Genomic DNA, 18648 nt, shown 5'->3' on the forward strand with positions numbered 1-18648 from the left:
ACCTTTTAAAGCAAAGAATCAAAAACTTTCTGCTCCTTTTTTAGTATAAAACCACTATTTTGATAAAACTTATGGCTCTCGGTCCGAATGCTATTGCATCTTACACGCAAACGGTAACAATCGAGAGACCTAGACCAATCAGATGCCGTATGCAATAATAATCGACCTAGCCCCCGACCTCGATATTTTTCATCGACAACCAAGCCAATGATTTCTACATAAACACCAGTCTCCATACTGATGACCTGATGAAGTTGAATATCGGCTGGATAACCCAGCTGTTCGGTCAAGGTTGCGAGCTCCGGAGCATCAGATAATACCGCTTTTCATATGTCCATACTATAAATTTGTTTCCTATGTTTTAGAACAAGAATAGGTTTACCAATACATTAACTATACCTCAGGTTGATCCAGCAGTCGCCGGTGATAGTTTATTTGGCCAAGGTGATAAGTTAGATGGGTGGTCAGATGAACAAGCAAATACTGCGTTGTTGTTTTTTCCTCAAACACGCGTAAAGGATATATCTCAAGAAGGTTCTCCTCCGACAACAGATCCAGAGAACGTGTAACCACATCAATCGTATCATCTATCTGATCTAATAATCGTGTTCGAGGAATGTCTTTTAACGAAAACTCAGCCGCTCGATCTCTGATATACCCCGTCTTGCCTATTTCAGCACCAATATATGTTTGAAGATTTCCGATCAGGTGTAAACATAGGTTGCCAGCTGAATTGGAAATATCACGTTCAATAAGCCATATATTTCCTTCCTGTTTGTACAAAGAAATTTCATCACGCAGCCTGTTTAAGTCCCGTCGGAAAAGGTTTTTTAAAGTTTCTATAAGCATAGACTAAATTTAGATATATTTTCTACCAAAAAAGCAACTTCTATATCAACACATCAACTTTAGCCGTCAATGGCCATATGTATACGAATGAAAAGTATACATCTCCACATGATATTATGTAATTTTAAGCTACTTAAAGCCCAATAACCATGAAGATAGTTTCAAATTTCCCAAAGAAAACCTGGGTAATTTTTAGTGTAATAACAGTTGCGGCCACCATTCTCTTCGCTAAATGCGATAGTCCATCCGATGGAAATGACAGATTAGGCTTTCCATTTCCTTTTTATGAATATATTGGCGGCAAACGCTCAATAGAACCTGAGAATCGAAATAGTTTCAATTTTATTTATCTTCTTTTCGATCTTATTATCTATTTTGGACTTGCTTATTTTTTCACATTTTTAATCAAGAGATCTAAAAAATAGTGTACATTGAAATGGAATTAATCGACCAAATTATTTCCATCTTTTTTACAAGTTTTAAGCTAAACCGCCTTTACGATGAAGAGGAGCACAAAAATAACCAACCAAAGTATCGAATCTGCAGGACTTCCCAAAGACCCTAAACATGCCATTGCTGAATATATCTGGAATGGATTTGATGCAAAAGCCACACAGATCGAACTCTCCATAGACAGTAACGAATTAGGCTATATAAATCGTATAAGCATACAGGACAATGGCGAAGGCATATCCCTAGAGACGCTTTCTTCCTCATTTGGAAACTTTTTGGATTCTATAAAAAAGAACAGCCTCAAACGCAGCTCCTATACAAGAGGAAAAAAGGGAAAGGGCCGATTTTCGTTCTCGCTTTTTGCAACACGTGCAATTTGGAATACTGTTTTTCAGAAGGATGAATATTTCTCAAACTACCGAATTCAAATCGATCGCGAAAGTAAAGAGCAATACGATATCAGTGAAAACACACCAGTAGGACATAAAAATACAGGAACCCAAGTTACTCTTGAAGGTATTTTTGGACTTAATGCTACATTTTTTGAAAGCGATGACTTTAACAATTTCCTCGCACAAGAATTCGGTTGGTTTCTCTACTTGAATAAGGAAAGGGATTACGCCATACGCGTCAATGGAAAGCTGTTGGTTTATGATCATTTAATCCAGGAGACAGACCAGCTTTCGTGGACAGGTTATAGCCCGGATCGTGATACCTCTTATCATTTTACCATCAATTACATTCGCTGGAACCAGCAAATTGGTGATCGATATTATTATTATTTTCTTAATAGTGATAAAAAGGAAATTGCCAAAGTACTTAGCAGTTTCAATAATAACGCGATCAATTTCCACCACTCCGTCTATGTGGAATCTACTTTCTTTGATCATTTCGAACAACAAGATATCCTCCTATCTACAGAAGATAATCTTTTCTCGGGGAAAGCCAAACAAGTTATTTATCGAAATTTACTTGCCGAGTTACGTGACTTACTCGATAGAAAGCAAAAAAAATATGTACTTGAGCACGCTGTCGCGGTAAAATTAACAGATCTTGAAAGAAAGGGCCTACTACCCACCTACAACAACTCGGAAAAGGATAAAAAAAGAAAAAACCTATTGTTAGCATTAGTACAGGAATTATATATTGTAGATCCACGCATTTTCTTCGGCATTAAAACAGACCTTATCCGCACCTATCTTGGTTTCATCGACCTGTTATTACAATCGGAAAAAAGTACGGAAATTCTCCCTATCATCGAACAGGCACTTCCCCTAACTGAGAAAGAAAAAAATCGCATAAAACAGATTTTAACCCTTGCTGCAAGCCCTGAAAACGCTTCTTCGGAACCGAAAAAATAAGGCCTTTTTATTTAATGACTTTTAGATGTCAATAAATAAAATTAAAAGTATCACTTTTGCCTAACACTGTTAAATTATTTACGCATTAGCATGGGTAGTAAAGAACGTATACAACGGCTCAAAGATGAGAATAGAACCAATATTCTAGATGCTGCGCTCCAAATCGTCAAAGAAGAAGGATGGCAGGCCTTAAGTATGCGCAAAATTGCAGATATCATCGAATATACCGCCCCCATGATATACGAGTATTTCGCCAATAAAGATGCCATCTTGATGGAACTTGCCAACCAAGGCTATCTCCTACTTGCCAAAAAAGTAAAGCAAGCCAAATCAACTGAAACCGATCTGGAGAAACAATTGGAAGCAATGTGGTTTAGCTATTGGGATTTCGCCTTCGAAGAACGGGAATTATATCAGTTAATGTTCGGTGTGGGAACTGCCTGTTGTGGATTTGAAAAAACCTATAAATGTGCAGAATCCCATGGAAAATTGATAAGTGATGTCATCCGTGAAATCATGAAAGAGAAAAATCCATCCGAAGAATTGATCTGTAGAAAGTATTTCACCTACTGGTCTATTATACATGGATTGATTTCGATCAATCTGGTAAACCAAGGCAATGGCGACAATACCAATCAAGAAGTATTAAAGGATGCTATTTATGGCATCACGCGCTCACTGACTGACTAAATTTTTTTACAGCAAAAAATACAACGTTAAGAAATCTAACACCGTTAAATACACCAAAACTTCAATTTTTAATATCACATGAAAACAAATTTATCACCAAGTCTTAAAAAGATTTACGTTCCAACACTTAACAGTGTTAAACGAATTAATATCGTAAAGACTGCATATGTGTTGAGTGCAATCTTTCTATACAGTTGCTCAACAGGAACAAGTAAACCCATTGATCCACCACCAGTTAACCTCCCGGTCGTTACCATCGAGAACGGTAACGAGACGGTTTACCAGGAGTATCCAGCGACTATTGAAGCTTCCGCCAATATTGAGATCAGACCTCAGGTAGAGGGAATTTTGGAAAACATCTATGTCGATGAAGGAGCCAAAGTAACTAAAGGTCAAGCACTTTTCAAGATCAACGACCGCCCCTATCAGGAACAATTAAACCAGGCGAAGGCAAATCTACTGGCAGCAAAAGCTAGTCTGGAAAATGCGGAGTTAGAAGTCGAGAAGAAAACAAAGCTGGTGAATACCAAAGTACTGACAGACTTCCAGCTAAAAACAGCTATTAGCGCACGTAATGCCGCTAAAGCAAACGTACAATTGGCTCTATCGGCCGTTGAAACTGCAAAAATCAATGTCGGATATACGCTAATACGGGCTTCAGCCGAAGGATACATCGGTAGATTACAGCGCAAGCAAGGGAGTTTGGTTGGTCCTACAGACGCACAACCACTTACCGCATTGTCAAATGTAAGAGATCTTCATGTTTATTTCTCACTGGGAGAAAATGACTTTATCGCATTCAAAAACAATACAGAAGGGAGCAATTTACAACAAAAGCTTCACAACCTCCCTCCGATCAGCCTAGTTCTTTCGGATCAGACAATTTATGATCAGAAAGGAAAAATAGATATGGTGGACGGGCAGTTTGATAAAAATACCGGTGCGATTACACTTCGTGCAACGTTCAACAATCCAGAAGGAGTTTTACGCAACGGAAATACGGGTCGTGTAAGACTACAAAAGAAGTATGCACAAGCATTGTTGGTACCACAACTTGCTACCCTTGAAATGCAGGATAAAATCTTCGTTTATACCGTTGGTAAAGAAAATAAAGTTGTTCAACAGCCTATTACTGTCATTGGAAAAAGTGGTGCAAATTACCTGGTAAGTAAAGGACTGAATGCGGGAGATCGAATTGTCTACAAAGGCATTGACTTGCTTCAGGATGGTCAGAAAATTACACCGCAAGCCTTATCAAGAGATAGCATCAATTCATTATAATATTAGAAAATCACATGCTTAAGAAATTTATAGAAAGACCTGTACTTGCTACCGTTATCTCCATATTACTTGTCATATTGGGGGTGATTGGTATCCTAAAACTGCCTTTGCAGCAGTTTCCCGATATTGCACCGCCCGCGGTGCAAGTAACGGCTTTATATCCCGGGGCAAATGCCGAAACGGTCCTTCGTGCCGTAGCCCCCTCACTAGAAGAGTCAATCAACGGTGTTGAAAATATGAGCTACATGAGCTCTACCGCCAGCAACGACGGTTCGTTAATGATTACGGTATATTTTAAACTTGGTACAGACCCTGACCAAGCTGCTGTAAACGTCCAAAATCGTGTGGCTCAAGCAACCAGCCAATTGCCGGCTGAGGTTGTACAAGCCGGGATCACCACGGCAAAACAGCAAAACAGCTTGATCATGGTATTGGACCTTTACACGGAAGATCAGAGTAAATACGATCAGACCTTTATTACCAATTACGCCCAGATCAATATTATTCCTGAACTGAAACGGATACCTGGGGTTGGACAAGCATTGCCATTTGGTGGTAGCAAAGACTACTCCATGCGTGTATGGCTCAATCCAAATCAAATGGCTACCTATAAATTAACGCCAGAGGAAGTAATGGCCGCCATTCAAGATAAAAACGTCGAAGCTGCTCCGGGTAAATTCGGAGAGAGCAGCCGTGAAGCTTTTGAATTTGTAATCAAATATAAAGGTAAACTCAACCAGCCAAGTGATTACGAAAATATTATTATCCGCTCCAATACAGACGGTTCTGTATTAAAACTCAAAGACGTCGCTCGTGTCGAACTGGGATCTTATACCTATGCGAGTCATACGCGCATCAACGGTAAAGCAGGATTGAATATTGGGGTAATGCAGCTTGCAGGTTCGAATGCAAATGAAATTCAGATTGCCATTCAAAAATTCATGGAGAAAGCCTCTTTAAGCTTTCCAAAAGGTGTCAAATATCTCGTTTTATACAACACAAAAGATGCACTTGATCAATCTATTGACCAAGTAAAACATACACTAGTTGAAGCATTTATACTGGTATTTTTAGTTGTCTTTCTATTCCTTCAGGATTTTAGATCGACATTGATACCAGCGATTGCGGTACCGGTAGCCATCGTGGGAACATTTTTCTTCATGCAGCTCTTCGGCTTTTCAATCAATCTACTGACTTTGTTTGCTCTGGTGCTAGCCATTGGGATTGTCGTCGATGACGCGATTGTGGTCGTGGAGGCTGTTCATGCCAAGATGGAGCATGAAAATCTCCCGCCTAAGCTTGCTACGACATCTGCCATGAGTGAAATCACAGGCGCCATCATCTCGATTACATTGGTGATGTCTGCCGTATTCCTTCCCATCGGCTTTATGGAAGGTTCAACCGGGGTATTTTATAGACAATTTGCTTTCACCTTGGCGATTGCAATCGTTATTTCAGCAATCAATGCCTTGACACTAAGTCCTGCGTTATGTGCACTCTTCTTAAAACCAACGCATCATGGTCATTCTGAGGCTAAAAGCCTTAATTTCAAAGAGCGTTTCTTCGCTGGATTCAATGTTGGATTTGATCGGTTGACGAAGAATTATTTAGGTAGTTTACGCTTCTTGATCCGTTATAAATGGGTTGCATTTGCAGGATTGGGAATTACCCTACTTTTGACTGTATTTATGATCCGTAAAACACCTACTGGATTCATCCCATCAGAGGATCAAGGATTCATTGCCATATCCTTATCTATGCCAGCAGGTGCTTCTTTGGATCGTACCTCCGGAGCATTAGCCGAAGCAGAGAAGCAACTTCAACATGCTGATTTTACCAAAACTTTAAATGTACTTGCTGGTTTCAATATTTTGACACAATCCACAAGTCCATCAGCAGGTGTTGCATTTATCCTCCTTAAACCACATGAAGAACGTGGTAAGATAAAAGACATCAATGCTATTATGGCCGATGTCAATCAGCGCTTGGCAAATATCAAAGGCGCAAATTTCTTTGTCTTTACCTTCCCTACTGTCCCAGGATTCAGTAACGTGGATGGTCTGGATATGGTACTGCAGGACCGGACCGGTGGACAACTCGGAAAATTCAGTGGCATAGGCCAAAAGTTTATTGGCGAATTGATGAAACGTCCAGAAATTATGATGGCTTTCACAACCTTTAAAGCGGATTATCCACAATATGAACTCCAGGTAGATGATATCAAAGCAGAACAACTTGGCGTAAGCACAAAAAGCATCTTACAGACTATGCAAGCCTATTTTGGTAGTGCCCAAGCCTCAGATTTTAATCGTTTTGGAAAGTATTATCGTGTGATGGTCCAAGCTGATGCCAAGGATAGAAGTGAACCAACTTCAATGGACGGTATTTTTGTAAAAAACAGATTGGGAGACATGGTTCCCATCAATACATTAGTCAAATTAGAACGTGTATATGGTCCGGAAACAGCATCTCGTTACAACTTATTTAATTCGATTGGAATAAATGCGATACCAAAACCAGGATATAGTTCTGGAGATGCTATCCGTGCAGTTGAAGAAGTTGCAAAACAACAATTGCCGACCGGATTTACTTATGAGTTCTCAGGTATGACTAAAGAAGAAATTGTCTCAGGAGGCCAATCCACATTGATTTTTATTCTCTGTCTGATCTTCGTTTATTTTCTGCTTGCAGCACAATATGAAAGCTATATCATTCCATTGGCGGTTATTCTCTCTATTCCTACAGGTATATTTGGGGTCTTCGCAGCAATTAGCTTCACTGATATTGCCAACAACATCTATGTACAAGTCGCACTCGTTATGTTGATTGGATTATTGGCCAAAAATGCCATTCTGATCGTAGAATTTGCCATCCAAGGGCGTAAACAAGGACTATCAATTCCTAGTGCCGCACTTAAAGCAGCGAGATTACGTTTGAGACCTATTATTATGACTTCCTTAGCTTTTATCGTTGGTATGATTCCAATGATGACAGCGGTAGGTCCATCAGCGCAAGGAAATCACTCAATCAGTATCGCCGCTGCGGGTGGGATGTTCACTGGAGTAGTTTTAGGACTCTTTATCATCCCTATTCTTTTTATTTTCTTCCAATTTATCCAAGAGAAAATCGGAGGTACTCCACGGCAAAAACAACATGAAAGCGATGTCGTTTCATTGGAAATACCCGTGCATACAAACAATTAGTACATCATGACAGCATTTAAATATATCAATAGTAAATCAAAATTACTGACGGTTTTCATCTTATCTTTTGTCGCATGGTCTTGCAAAACAGATAAGTTGGTCAGCAATCAACACCTTGCCCCCAACTTGCCCGAACAGTACCGCGACCAGGCTAAAGCTCCGCAGGAAACTAGCATAGGTTCTATTCCATGGCGTAATTTTTTTAAGGATCAAGTCTTACAAACCTTGATCGATAGTGCTATACAACATAACTTAGATATGCAACTGGCACTAAAAAATATAGAAGCGTCTCAACTGAGCCTGAAACAGGCAAAAGCTAACTATCTTCCCACGGCCCAGCTACAGATCCGCGGAAATAGCACCAACCCATCCAATAACAGTATGAATGGATTGAGCCTGGGGCAGTTTTTAGGCCAACACCATGTGGAAGATTATACGGCATCCTTAGGTTTATCCTGGGAGGCCGACATATGGGGTAAAATCAAAAATCAAAATATCGCTGCTTTAGCTTCCTATCTACAGACAGAAGAAGCGAAAAAAGTAATTCAAACCCAATTAATTGCACAAGTTGCACAAGGTTATTATCAACTACTGATGCTTTATCAATTGCGTGATATCGCCAAACAAAACTTGCAATTGAGCGATACAACTTTACGTATTGTCCAGCAACAATATGAAGTTGGTGACATTACGCTGCTTGCATTGGAACAGGTCGATGCGCAGCGATTGTCTGCAGCTGCCTTGATCCCCGACTTTGAACAACAGATCCGTATTCAGGAAAATGCCATTCAGATTCTTAGCGGAAAACTCCCGCAGGAAATTAAAATAGCGGGGAAATTGTCGAGTATTCAATTCCCCGAAGAATTAGCAACTGGCGTCCCAGCCGATTTGTTAAGTCATCGTCCGGATGTAAAACAAGCTGAACTGGCTATTACAGCCTCACAAGCTTATCAACAATACGCAAAGGCACGCATGTATCCTTCCTTGGTTATTAGCGCCGAAGCAGGCGTAAATGCATTCAAGGCAAGCAATTGGTTCAACTTACCGGCTTCATTATTTGGGGCAATTACAGGAAGTATTACGCAGCCAATTTTACAGCGGAAGGAATTGAAAACTCAATATGAACTGGCACGTGTCGAACAAGAAAAGAACGTATTGATCTTCAAGCAAAAAGTAATCTCAGCAGCTGGAGAAGTTTCCGATGCTTTAATTTCAATTCAAAAATTGAAAGAAAAACAAAAGATTACTTCGGATAGAACGACGCGTCTAAAGGAAGCAACGAAGCACGCCAATCTTTTATTTGAAACAGGAATGGCCACATACTTGGAAGTAATTACGGCACAAAGCAATATCTTGCAAAGTGAGCTCGAACTTGCTCAGGTAAAAAAAGCGGAGCTTTCTGCAGTTGTTGACCTGTATCGTTCATTAGGTGGTGGATGGAGCAACAATTAGTGCTGTAAAAAAGCAATTTTCTAATTTTATTATACATATCTGGTAGATGGGGGGCCTTAGGGTCCCCTGTTTTATTTTATCCAAAGCGCATGCTTCCATCACCTTTAATTTGTTTCCATGTGAAGCATACTTCAAAGCAAATTAAAAGCAAGCTTTTTCTTTTGTTTAACCTTCTTCTACAACGCGATCTCATTCAATTTATAAATCCTTCAAACCTTGGAATAAAAGAGACAAATGCAGCTGAAACAATGCGATTACTTTTGTGACATCATATAAATTTTATAAAATGAGAGATTTAAAAAAAATTGCATTAGCGGTATGTATCGCCTTAAGCACGTTAGTAGCGATGAGCTGCAGTAAAGATGACGAAACTGTTGTTGAACCACAGCTTACACCAAGTGAAATATTAGCCAGTACACCCTGGGAAACAACAAACGCAAAGAATAATAAAGGAGAAAGTGTAGTGTTAACAGATGCTAACGTGTCAAATTTTGTAGGATTTGCTTATTTCAAATCTGACGGTACATTTACAATGTTCAATCTTGACAATTCTCCCAAAATGCACGGCGACTGGACCGTATCTGCAGATGGTAAAACGAGAACAATTGTTGCTAAAAATGCTGCTGGTGAAACATTGTTTACTCGTGTGGTTGATATTACCGTATTAACGAAGAAAGAATTCACGTATAGAGTTTATCCAAACGCTAATGACAAAACAATCTATTTCGATATTATCCATACACCAACAACACATCAAGAGCCAAAATAATTTACAGGATAACACATCGAAAAAATAGTTACCTCAATAAAACAGAAAGGCTTGACGAAATGATGTCAAGCCTTTCTGTTTATAGCTAAAAACGAACCCCATCTCCAAAGTCATTCTTTGACACTGTTAGATCAACCGATAACAAAAAACCAATAACAACAAGATTTACAATCCATTAAAAAACAGAACATCCGAATTTCATAAAAAAGTATATTCTGATATGCCAAGGCAAGATAATCTATCGACCTTCGTCAATATACGTCTGAGTACATCAAATTGATATTTCAGTCGGGGCTTTATACGCTTCAGCAGAAATTTGTCGTCCAATACTAAAAGGAATTACGAAATTTGCATAGATTTCACCGATACATATAAGTTAAAAGAATGCAGGATATAGCGATCTATAAAAACGATAAGACTCTAATTAGTACAAATAAAAAAAGGCTGATATTTACCTTTCTGTCCTTTCTGCTTATTTATCTCGTCGCCTATATTATTGATCCTTTCTCGACTTGCTGGGATGGCTATTTTAAACGGAATATGTTCGAAATACTCGGTGAATGGACCTTTACGATCATTTACAGCTTTATCATTTCCGAATTTAGCATCATTGTCCATGACAAGCTTAATAAGTTCTTAACTTGGAAAGATAGTCCGACAGAGCGACTTCTACTTGAAACCGTCATCAACCTTTTTGCAGTACTCTTTATCAATTTACTGCTGGAGTACCTGATTTCAAAATATTATTTTGGACCTCAAAATGTTACTATAGCCCCATCTTTGGAGGAAAAAAGGGGGATGATTCAAAACATTACAATCAGTGTATTGATTGCGCTCATGATAATGGGGATCAATATTGGTAGTCATTTGATCACTAACTGGAAAAATGAGTCCATGCGTGCGGCAAAGCTCGATCAGGTCATTCTTGAAACAGAACTTCAATCGTTAAAATTACAGATCGACCCCCATTTTGTCTTTAATAACCTGAGCGTGCTCTCAGAAATCATCCTCGAAGACCAACAATTAGGCTATGAATATGCAGAAAACTTCTCCAAAATATATCGCTACCTTCTTGTCAATTCCAAAAAGGACATTATCTCACTCGAAGAAGAACTCAACTTTCTAAATTCATACATATTTCTCATCAAAAACCGATTTGGCGATGGGGTAAACTTCGAAATAAACGTCAATCCCGCCAAACGCAATTGCCAATTACCTCCCCTTACCTTACAATTATTGGTAGAAAATGCATTAAAGCATAATCAGACAAATAAGAAAAAACCGCTGAAAATAAAGGTATACACCAACTCCCAGAATCAACTTGTTGTTGAAAATATATTAATCCCTATTGAGAATGTATCCGAATCATCGGGAATCGGGATTTCAAACATCATTAAGAGATACGATTTGCTATCCAACTTAAAACTGCAAATAAAGAATGATGGCAAAACATTTAACGTTATCCTCCCACTTTTAGCGCAAGCATAATGAATATAACCAAAGTATTAATCATCGAGGACGAAAAACTCAATGCCGATCGTTTAAAACGACTTTTGAAGGAAATAAAGCCATCCATCGTTATTTTAGATGTGCTGGATAATATCGCTGATAGCATCAACTGGTTCAATGGCAATGAACTTCCCGACCTGGTGATGATGGATATTCGTCTATCCGATGGTTTAAGCTTTGAAATATTAGAGACTATAAAAATAGATTGCCCAATCATATTTACAACAGCATTTGACGAATACGCTGTGAGGGCCTTTAAATTCAATAGCATAGATTATTTGCTTAAGCCTGTAGAAAAAACAGAGCTGGAAAACGCCATCCAAAAACTTGACTATCAAAAAGATCTCCAGATCAACCAACAACCGCTTCAAGGTTTATTGGATTTTATCTATCCGAAAGATTTTCGCTCACGCTTTCTAATTCCATTCAAAGACGGCTATAAAACCGTTCTTGTTGAAGAGATATTATACTTCTACTCCGAATTTAAACTTACCCATGCGCAACTCAAATGTGGCACTGTCGAAATTGTCCCTCAAACAATGGAAGAACTCGAACAGCAATTAAATCCAAAAGTATTTTTTCGCGCCAACAGGCAATTCATTGTGCATATAGATGCGATCAAAAGATTACATAACCACTTCAACGGAAAACTAAAAATAGAAATTAAAAATAACGATCAAGTGGAAATCCTTGTGAGCAGAGAAAAGGCTCAACTGCTAAAAAATTGGTTAGACTATTAATATTAAAACTGATCCGCTTACTCCTTTTTTCGTCAGAAAGGTAAAGTAAGTTTTTCGCGATGAAGAAGGGGATGTCAATCGGTAAGACCAATATTTCCAACACAATCGGATCGGACCATTTAATATCGTAAAATTCAGATCATCACTGATACGTTTCAGTAAGCAATTGTAACGTCTCGGTAGATTTCTTTGCCTTACGGCTTAAAAGAATTCTTTTCTTTGTTTCATTATAAAATGATAAAATGGCACAAAGAACGATGACTTTAAAACCTTTCCTTACACTTATTACAGCAGCAGCATTATTATCGTCCTGTGGAGGCAACCAAGAACAACCGCAAGAGCAGGCAGTTACTGTTGACTTTATCGAATTATCTCCTACCCACGCGGAGACCGAAAAAAAAATATCCTGGTACATTAGAGGGGACCGTCAACGTCGATGTCAAAGCGCAGGTAACGGGGTATCTCGAGCAGATTTATGTCAAAGAAGGAGACTATGTATCCCAGGGTCAACCCCTTTTCAAAATAAAAGCTGATGTCTACAACGAACAAGTAAACAACAGCAAGGCAGCTTACCAAGCTGCTTTATCGGCAGAACAAAACGCTAAATTGGAGATTGAAAAAATCAAACCACTTGTTGAAGGTAAAGTGTATACCGAATTACAGTTAAAAACTGCAGAGGCCAATTATGCTGCAGCTAAAGCACAGGTAGCACAAGCACAAGCTGCACTCGGTTCATCTCAAATAAATGCCAAATTTACGTTGATCAATGCGCCAGTGAGTGGTTATATCGGCCGTATTCCTAATCGGATCGGAAATTTAATTACCGCAGCAGACGCGACACCTTTAACAACGCTATCTGAAATCAATACCGTAAATGTGTATTTTTCATTGAGTGAGGCCGACTTTATAGCCTTTATCAAAGATCAGAATAACAAATCATCCAATCAACAAGCAACGCTCTTACTGGCTGATGGAACAGCATACAACCATTCGGGGAAAGTAGAGTTAGCCAGTGGTAACATCGACAGAACAACAGGAAGCATGGCACTTAAAGCAAGTTTCATCAATCCCGAAAAAATTCTCCGTTCGGGTGGCTCAGCAAAAGTAATCTTGAAAAAAGCGCATGAAAACGTATTGTTGGTACCTATGGCCGCTGTCAAGGATATTCAAGACCGCTATTTCGTTTATGTTATTGGTGAGAAAAATAAAATTTCCATGAAACAGATTGAAATTGCAGGAAATACCGCTAACGCCTATTTACTAAAATCGGGACTCACAGCTGGTGAAAAAATCGTTATGAATAGAATTGATATGCTTAATGATGGAATGCAAGTTCAACCGACTAAAAAATCCACCATGTAACAAGGATAGCAGGTATAGCAAAAGCTGAACTGCTCAAAGAAAGGCAAGGCAACAAGCCTATACATTCAGTATTCACTTTTGGAAAAAAACGGTACTAAAAGCTTTATAAAATTTAAACTAAAATGTTAAAGAAATTTATTGACAGGCCAGTTTTGGCAACTGTTATATCTATCATATTTGTCATACTGGGGGTCATCGGTCTTTTTAGGCTGCCTCAAACGCGATTCCCGGATATCGCCCCGCCCACGGTTCAAGTTACCGGAAGCTATCCCGGAGGAAATAGCGAAACAGTATTGAGATCAGTTGTTACACCCCTTGAAGAGCAAATCAATGGTGTGGAGGACATGGAATACATTACATCTACTGCAAGTAATGACGGTACATTCTCTGTACGCATTGTCTTTAAAGCAGGTGTAAATCCAGATCAGGCAGCCGTTAATGTGCAAAACAGAGTACAACAGGCTACTCCTATCCTGCCACAGGAAGTTGTCCGAATGGGATTAACGACCTCCAAGCAACAAAATAGTATGATCATGATATTTAATATCTATACAGAAGATAATAAAAAATATGATGAACTATTTTTACAGAATTATGTGAACATCAACTTGATCCCACAGATCAAGCGTGTACCTGGCGTTGGTCAGGCTATGGTATTCGGTTCCAAAGACTATTCGATGCGTGTATGGTTGAATCCGCAAAAAATGGCGAGTTATGGACTTGTGCCACAAGAAGTCATTGCTGCAATTTCCAAACAAAGTTTGGAATCTGCACCTGGAAAATTAGGGGAAGAATCAAAAGCACCACTGGAATATGTCATACGCTATAAAGGGAAAAAGAACCTTCCTGAACAGTATGAAAACATTATCGTCAAAAACAATGACGTTCAGATCGTACGCTTAAAGGATGTGGCACGTATCGAGTTTGGCTCGATCAGTTATAGTGGTAATTCGCAAAATAACGGCCTCAATACAGTTACCATTGGTATATTCCAGACATCAGGCTCCAACGCCAATGAAATTGAAATCGGAATCGATAAACAGATTGAAATAGCACAACGCTCTTTCCCTCCTGGGATCAAGATTTTTAAATTGATCAGTACCAAAGAACGCTTGGATGAAAGTACGGCACAAGTACGTTCGACATTGATTGAAGCCTTCATTTTGGTTTTCCTCGTTGTATTTTTGTTCCTGCAGGATATACGGTCGACTATTATTCCAGCAATCGCAGTTCCGGTAGCCATCGTAGGTACTTTTTTCTTCCTGCTGGTGTTTGGCTTTACCATCAATATATTGACGTTATTTGCCTTAGTACTCGCCATTGGTATCGTTGTCGATGATGCAATTGTCGTTGTCGAAGCAGTACATGGAAAGATGGAGACTTCCAACTTAACCGGTAAGCAGGCTACCCATAGTGCCATGAGTGAAATCACAGGGGCTGTAATCTCCATTACCTTGGTCATGTGTGCAGTTTTTATTCCCATTGGATTTATGACAGGTTCATCGGGCATGTTTTATAAACAGTTTGCCTATACCCTTGTTATCGCCATTGTGATCTCTGCGATCAATGCATTGACACTGACACCGGCACTCTGCGCATTATTGCTTAAAAATACGCACGCCGAAAATCACGATGGGCAGACCCCAAAAACAGGATTTTCTCAACGTTTTTTCAAAGCGTTTAATGCTGGCTTCGAAAACATGACCAACCGATACGTTGGTTCATTAAAATTCCTGGCAAAGAAAAAATGGATTTCGGCACTTTTGATCCTGGCTACAATTGGCATTGCCGGATACCTCATGACAAGCACTTCCAAAAGTTTTGTACCAATGGAAGATGATAACTTTGTTGTATACAGTTTGGAAATGCCCCCAGGAACGGGACTTGATCGAACCACAAAAGCAGTAGAAAAAATCGAAAAACTACTTGCCGATATCCCTTCTATTGAAAGCCATACAAGTATTACTGGATTCAATATGATCGGTAACAACTCCAGCGCAGCCTATGCAACAGGATTCATACGTCTGAAAGATAAAAAGAAACGTGGTGAGATGAACGATATCGATCAGATTCACCAAGTGATCTCACAAAAATTATCCAGTGTCAAAGAAGGTAACGCAATGGCCTTTCGCTCCCCTCCTGTTGATGGTTATGGTATGATGAATGGCGCGGAACTCGTTTTGCAGGACAGAGCTGGTAAATCACCGGTAGAGCTCAAAGCAATGTCTGACTCCGTTATTGCGCAGATTATGAAACAACCAGGGGTACAGTTTGCCTATACCATGTTCAGAGCAGATTATCCACAGATGGAGTTAGAAGTAGATGAAGACAAAGCTGCCCAACTTGGCGTAGATGTCAGTGAAATGCTTTCGTCCGTTCAAACTTACTTTGCGGGTGACCAATCATTGAATTTCAATCGTTTCGGTAAATTCTATCGGATAGCAGTTAAAGCAGATGGCATCTATAGAACCGATAAAGAAGCCTTCAACGAAATATTTGTCAAGAATAATCTTGGCCAAATGGTTCCGGTGAACACTTTGGTTACACTTCGTAAAGTTTATGGTCCTGAGTCGGTAACCCGTTATAATTTATACAATTCACTCACGATAAACGTGGTTAGTACGCCTGGTATCAGTAATGGTGCGATCATGGAAACATTGGAGAAAAATGTATTGACTAAGTTACCGGGAGACTATAGCTACGAATGGACGGGACTTAGCTTGGAAGAGAAGTCTTCGGGCAATCAGACTGTGCTTATCCTAGCATTAAGCTTACTATTTGTATATTTCTTACTATCAGCACAGTATGAAAGTTATTTATTGCCCCTTGCCGTCCTGTTATCAATCCCAACAGGTATGATCGGTTCTTTCCTAGGAACACGTGCCATTGGATTGGACAACAATATCTACGTCCAGGTCGGCTTGATCATGCTCATCGGTCTTTTGGCAAAAAATGCCATTTTGATTGTTGAATTTGCTTTACAGCGGAGAAGAGCAGGCTCCTCACTCATTGATTCGGCTTTAGAAGGCGCAAGAGCTCGTCTACGCCCAATCTTGATGACTTCATTGGCTTTCATTGCGGGTATGGTCCCCTTGATGTTTGCGACCGGCGGAACGGCTACAGGTAACCATTCCATCAGTACCGGAGCAGCAATGGGTATGTTAAGCGGTGTTATCCTTGGGGTAATCATCATACCGTTGCTATACCTGGTGTTCCAATATTTGCAAGAAAAAGTTTCGGGTAAAAAGCTTACGGACAATACAGTACACAATACAAACGATTAAAATGAAAAAATTTCATCACTATATAACAATTTTCGCAAGCAGTTCCCTGTTATTGTCCGCATGCAGTGTGGGCAAAAAATACACAGGTCAGGAGATAGCCATGCCCGAAAATTTCAAAAACAGCGAGGTTGTCCTGACGTCTGATACGCTACAGCTATCCTGGCGTAACTTTGTACAGGATCCCTTGTTGACCTCACTCATTGAGAAGGCATTATCCAACAATACAGACGTCAATGTTGCACTCCTCAACATGCAACAATTGGAACTCGCGTACAAGCAGTCTAAGAAAGGGTTACTGCCAACAGCTGATTTAAGCGTTGGAGCGAATAGAACCTGGTTATCGAGCAACTCCTTGAATGGCTCGCTGAGTGACCAATTTATCGGGACACCTTATATGGACGATTATAGTGCCACGCTCAGATTGTCTTGGGAAGCCGATATCTGGGGAAAGGTAAAAATGCAAAAAGAGGAATCTATGGCCAATTTTTTTGGCCAAAAGGAAAATTTATCGGCTCTGAAAACCCGGGTGATTGTACAGGTCATCCAGTCCTATTATAATCTGATTGCTTTGGATGAGCAGCTTAAGATTGCGCAAAGAAATGTTCAATTGAGCGACAGCACACTGAATATGATACGTTTGCAATACAACTCATCACTGGTCAGTTCGCTTGCCGTGGAGCAAGCCGAAGCTCAGAAGAAAACTGCTGAATTGTTGATTCCCCTAGCCCATCAAAACATGGCTGTAGAAGAAAATGCACTGAGCATTCTTTGCGGAGGTTTCCCCCAGGGCATTCAACGTACAGCAAGTTTAGATGATACGATTGTTGGAGACGGACTTGCTACAGGGGTGCCGGCCGAACTCTTGAGCCGCAGACCAGATGTCAGAGCAGCTGAATACGCGGTTGTGGCTGCCACAAGCAGAATGGGACTCGCCAAAGCAGCGATGTACCCTTCCCTAAGCTTGACACCATCCATTGGTACAAACTCCATTCAATTTAACAAATGGTTTGATCTACCAGGTTCGATTGTGAAAACAATAGCGGGGAATATTGCACAGCCAATTTTTCAGAAAGGTGCTTTAAAAACAAACTATGAGATATCGGTCATCGAACGCGAAAAGATAGCATTGCAGTTTAAACAGTCGGTTATGGTTGCAGTTTCAGAAGTTTCGGATGCCTTGGCAAAAATCAAACATACGGAACAGCGCCTGCAACTTATCCATGCCAAATCAAATGCCCTCGCCAAAGCCACCGCTGATGCAGCCTTACTTTATAAAAGTGGGATGGCAAACTATTTGGAAGTGATAACTGCCCAAAACAATGCGCTACAAAATGATTTGGAACGTATTACAGTAAAACGGGAAAAGCTCAACGCAGCCATAGATCTTTACCGTGCACTGGGTGGCGGAACAGATACTTTACCGCCAAATACGCCATAGAATCACAAAATAAAGGCAACTGACTAAATATATGCCCCTAGAACCAAAGACTTTCTAGGGGCTTTTTCATTCCTTTTTTGCAGCTGCGCCCAAAATTTCCTATCTTCGGGTAAATACAAATATGATGAATAGAACGAGTTGTCTTCCCCCTCCAATAGCGTAATATTTTTTCTCTATATTACTGAAGCCCAATACCAGAAATGGACCAATTTGCTGTGCTTCTTATTTACGATCAATTTTATGATTTAACACCTTTC

The 18648-nt window shown here is 39.8% G+C and carries 13 protein-coding genes; 11 read left to right on the plus strand and 2 right to left on the minus strand.

Features of this window, described 5'->3' with window-relative positions; genetic code table 11:
* Nucleotides 1–5: 5 nt before the first annotated feature.
* Together BV902_RS18715 and BV902_RS18720 are read right to left on the minus strand one after the other, a co-directional pair.
* The gene (locus BV902_RS18715) at nt 6–290 is read right to left on the minus strand and encodes a GNAT family N-acetyltransferase (protein ID WP_075993247.1); all 285 of its coding nucleotides are present in this window, start codon (nt 288–290) and stop codon (nt 6–8) included.
* A gap of 103 nt (nt 291–393) precedes the next feature.
* Nucleotides 394–849 (minus strand): DUF1572 family protein, encoded by a 456-nt coding sequence (locus BV902_RS18720; RefSeq protein WP_075993248.1) that lies wholly within the window; start codon nt 847–849, stop codon nt 394–396.
* A gap of 500 nt (nt 850–1349) precedes the next feature.
* Here BV902_RS18720 and BV902_RS18730 point away from each other — a divergent pair, with 500 nt between their 5' ends.
* The 11 genes from BV902_RS18730 (at nt 1350) to BV902_RS18780 (ending at nt 18391) form a co-directional block, all read left to right on the plus strand.
* Nucleotides 1350–2663: an ATP-binding protein gene (locus tag BV902_RS18730; RefSeq protein ID WP_075993250.1), complete on the plus strand. Its 1314-nt coding sequence runs from the start codon at nt 1350–1352 to the stop codon at nt 2661–2663.
* Between the two features lie 90 nt (nt 2664–2753).
* On the plus strand, nt 2754–3353 hold the full coding sequence (locus BV902_RS18735; protein ID WP_046674552.1) for a TetR/AcrR family transcriptional regulator: 600 nt from the start codon (nt 2754–2756) through the stop codon (nt 3351–3353).
* Between the two features lie 78 nt (nt 3354–3431).
* Nucleotides 3432–4634 carry an efflux RND transporter periplasmic adaptor subunit gene (locus tag BV902_RS18740; RefSeq protein WP_075993251.1) on the plus strand — a complete coding sequence of 401 codons (1203 nt, stop codon included), beginning with the start codon at nt 3432–3434 and terminating at the stop codon, nt 4632–4634.
* A gap of 14 nt (nt 4635–4648) precedes the next feature.
* Nucleotides 4649–7837: an efflux RND transporter permease subunit gene (locus tag BV902_RS18745; protein ID WP_075993252.1), complete on the plus strand. Its 3189-nt coding sequence runs from the start codon at nt 4649–4651 to the stop codon at nt 7835–7837.
* Between the two features lie 6 nt (nt 7838–7843).
* Nucleotides 7844–9289 carry an efflux transporter outer membrane subunit gene (locus BV902_RS18750; RefSeq protein WP_157626139.1) on the plus strand — a complete coding sequence of 482 codons (1446 nt, stop codon included), beginning with the start codon at nt 7844–7846 and terminating at the stop codon, nt 9287–9289.
* Nucleotides 9290–9575: 286 nt separating this feature from the next.
* The gene (locus BV902_RS18755) at nt 9576–10058 is read left to right on the plus strand and encodes a DUF4822 domain-containing protein (RefSeq protein WP_075993253.1); all 483 of its coding nucleotides are present in this window, start codon (nt 9576–9578) and stop codon (nt 10056–10058) included.
* A gap of 384 nt (nt 10059–10442) precedes the next feature.
* A complete protein-coding gene (locus BV902_RS18760; RefSeq protein WP_075993254.1) occupies nt 10443–11546 on the plus strand; it encodes a sensor histidine kinase in 1104 nt (367 codons plus the stop codon).
* Nucleotides 11546–12307, plus strand: coding sequence for a LytR/AlgR family response regulator transcription factor (locus BV902_RS18765; RefSeq protein ID WP_075993255.1), 762 nt, complete (start codon nt 11546–11548; stop codon nt 12305–12307). The genes BV902_RS18760 and BV902_RS18765 overlap by 1 nt, the downstream gene beginning before the upstream one ends.
* A 312-nt stretch (nt 12308–12619) precedes the next feature.
* Nucleotides 12620–13669: an efflux RND transporter periplasmic adaptor subunit gene (locus BV902_RS18770; RefSeq protein ID WP_216640377.1), complete on the plus strand. Its 1050-nt coding sequence runs from the start codon at nt 12620–12622 to the stop codon at nt 13667–13669.
* Between the two features lie 122 nt (nt 13670–13791).
* Nucleotides 13792–16953 carry an efflux RND transporter permease subunit gene (locus tag BV902_RS18775; RefSeq protein ID WP_075993256.1) on the plus strand — a complete coding sequence of 1054 codons (3162 nt, stop codon included), beginning with the start codon at nt 13792–13794 and terminating at the stop codon, nt 16951–16953.
* A gap of 1 nt (nt 16954) precedes the next feature.
* Complete coding sequence (locus BV902_RS18780) at nt 16955–18391, plus strand: efflux transporter outer membrane subunit (RefSeq protein WP_075993257.1); 1437 nt, start codon at nt 16955–16957, stop codon at nt 18389–18391.
* Nucleotides 18392–18648: the final 257 nt, after the last annotated feature.

This window comes from Sphingobacterium sp. B29 (genome assembly GCF_001952815.1).
GTDB lineage: Bacteria > Bacteroidota > Bacteroidia > Sphingobacteriales > Sphingobacteriaceae > Sphingobacterium > Sphingobacterium siyangense.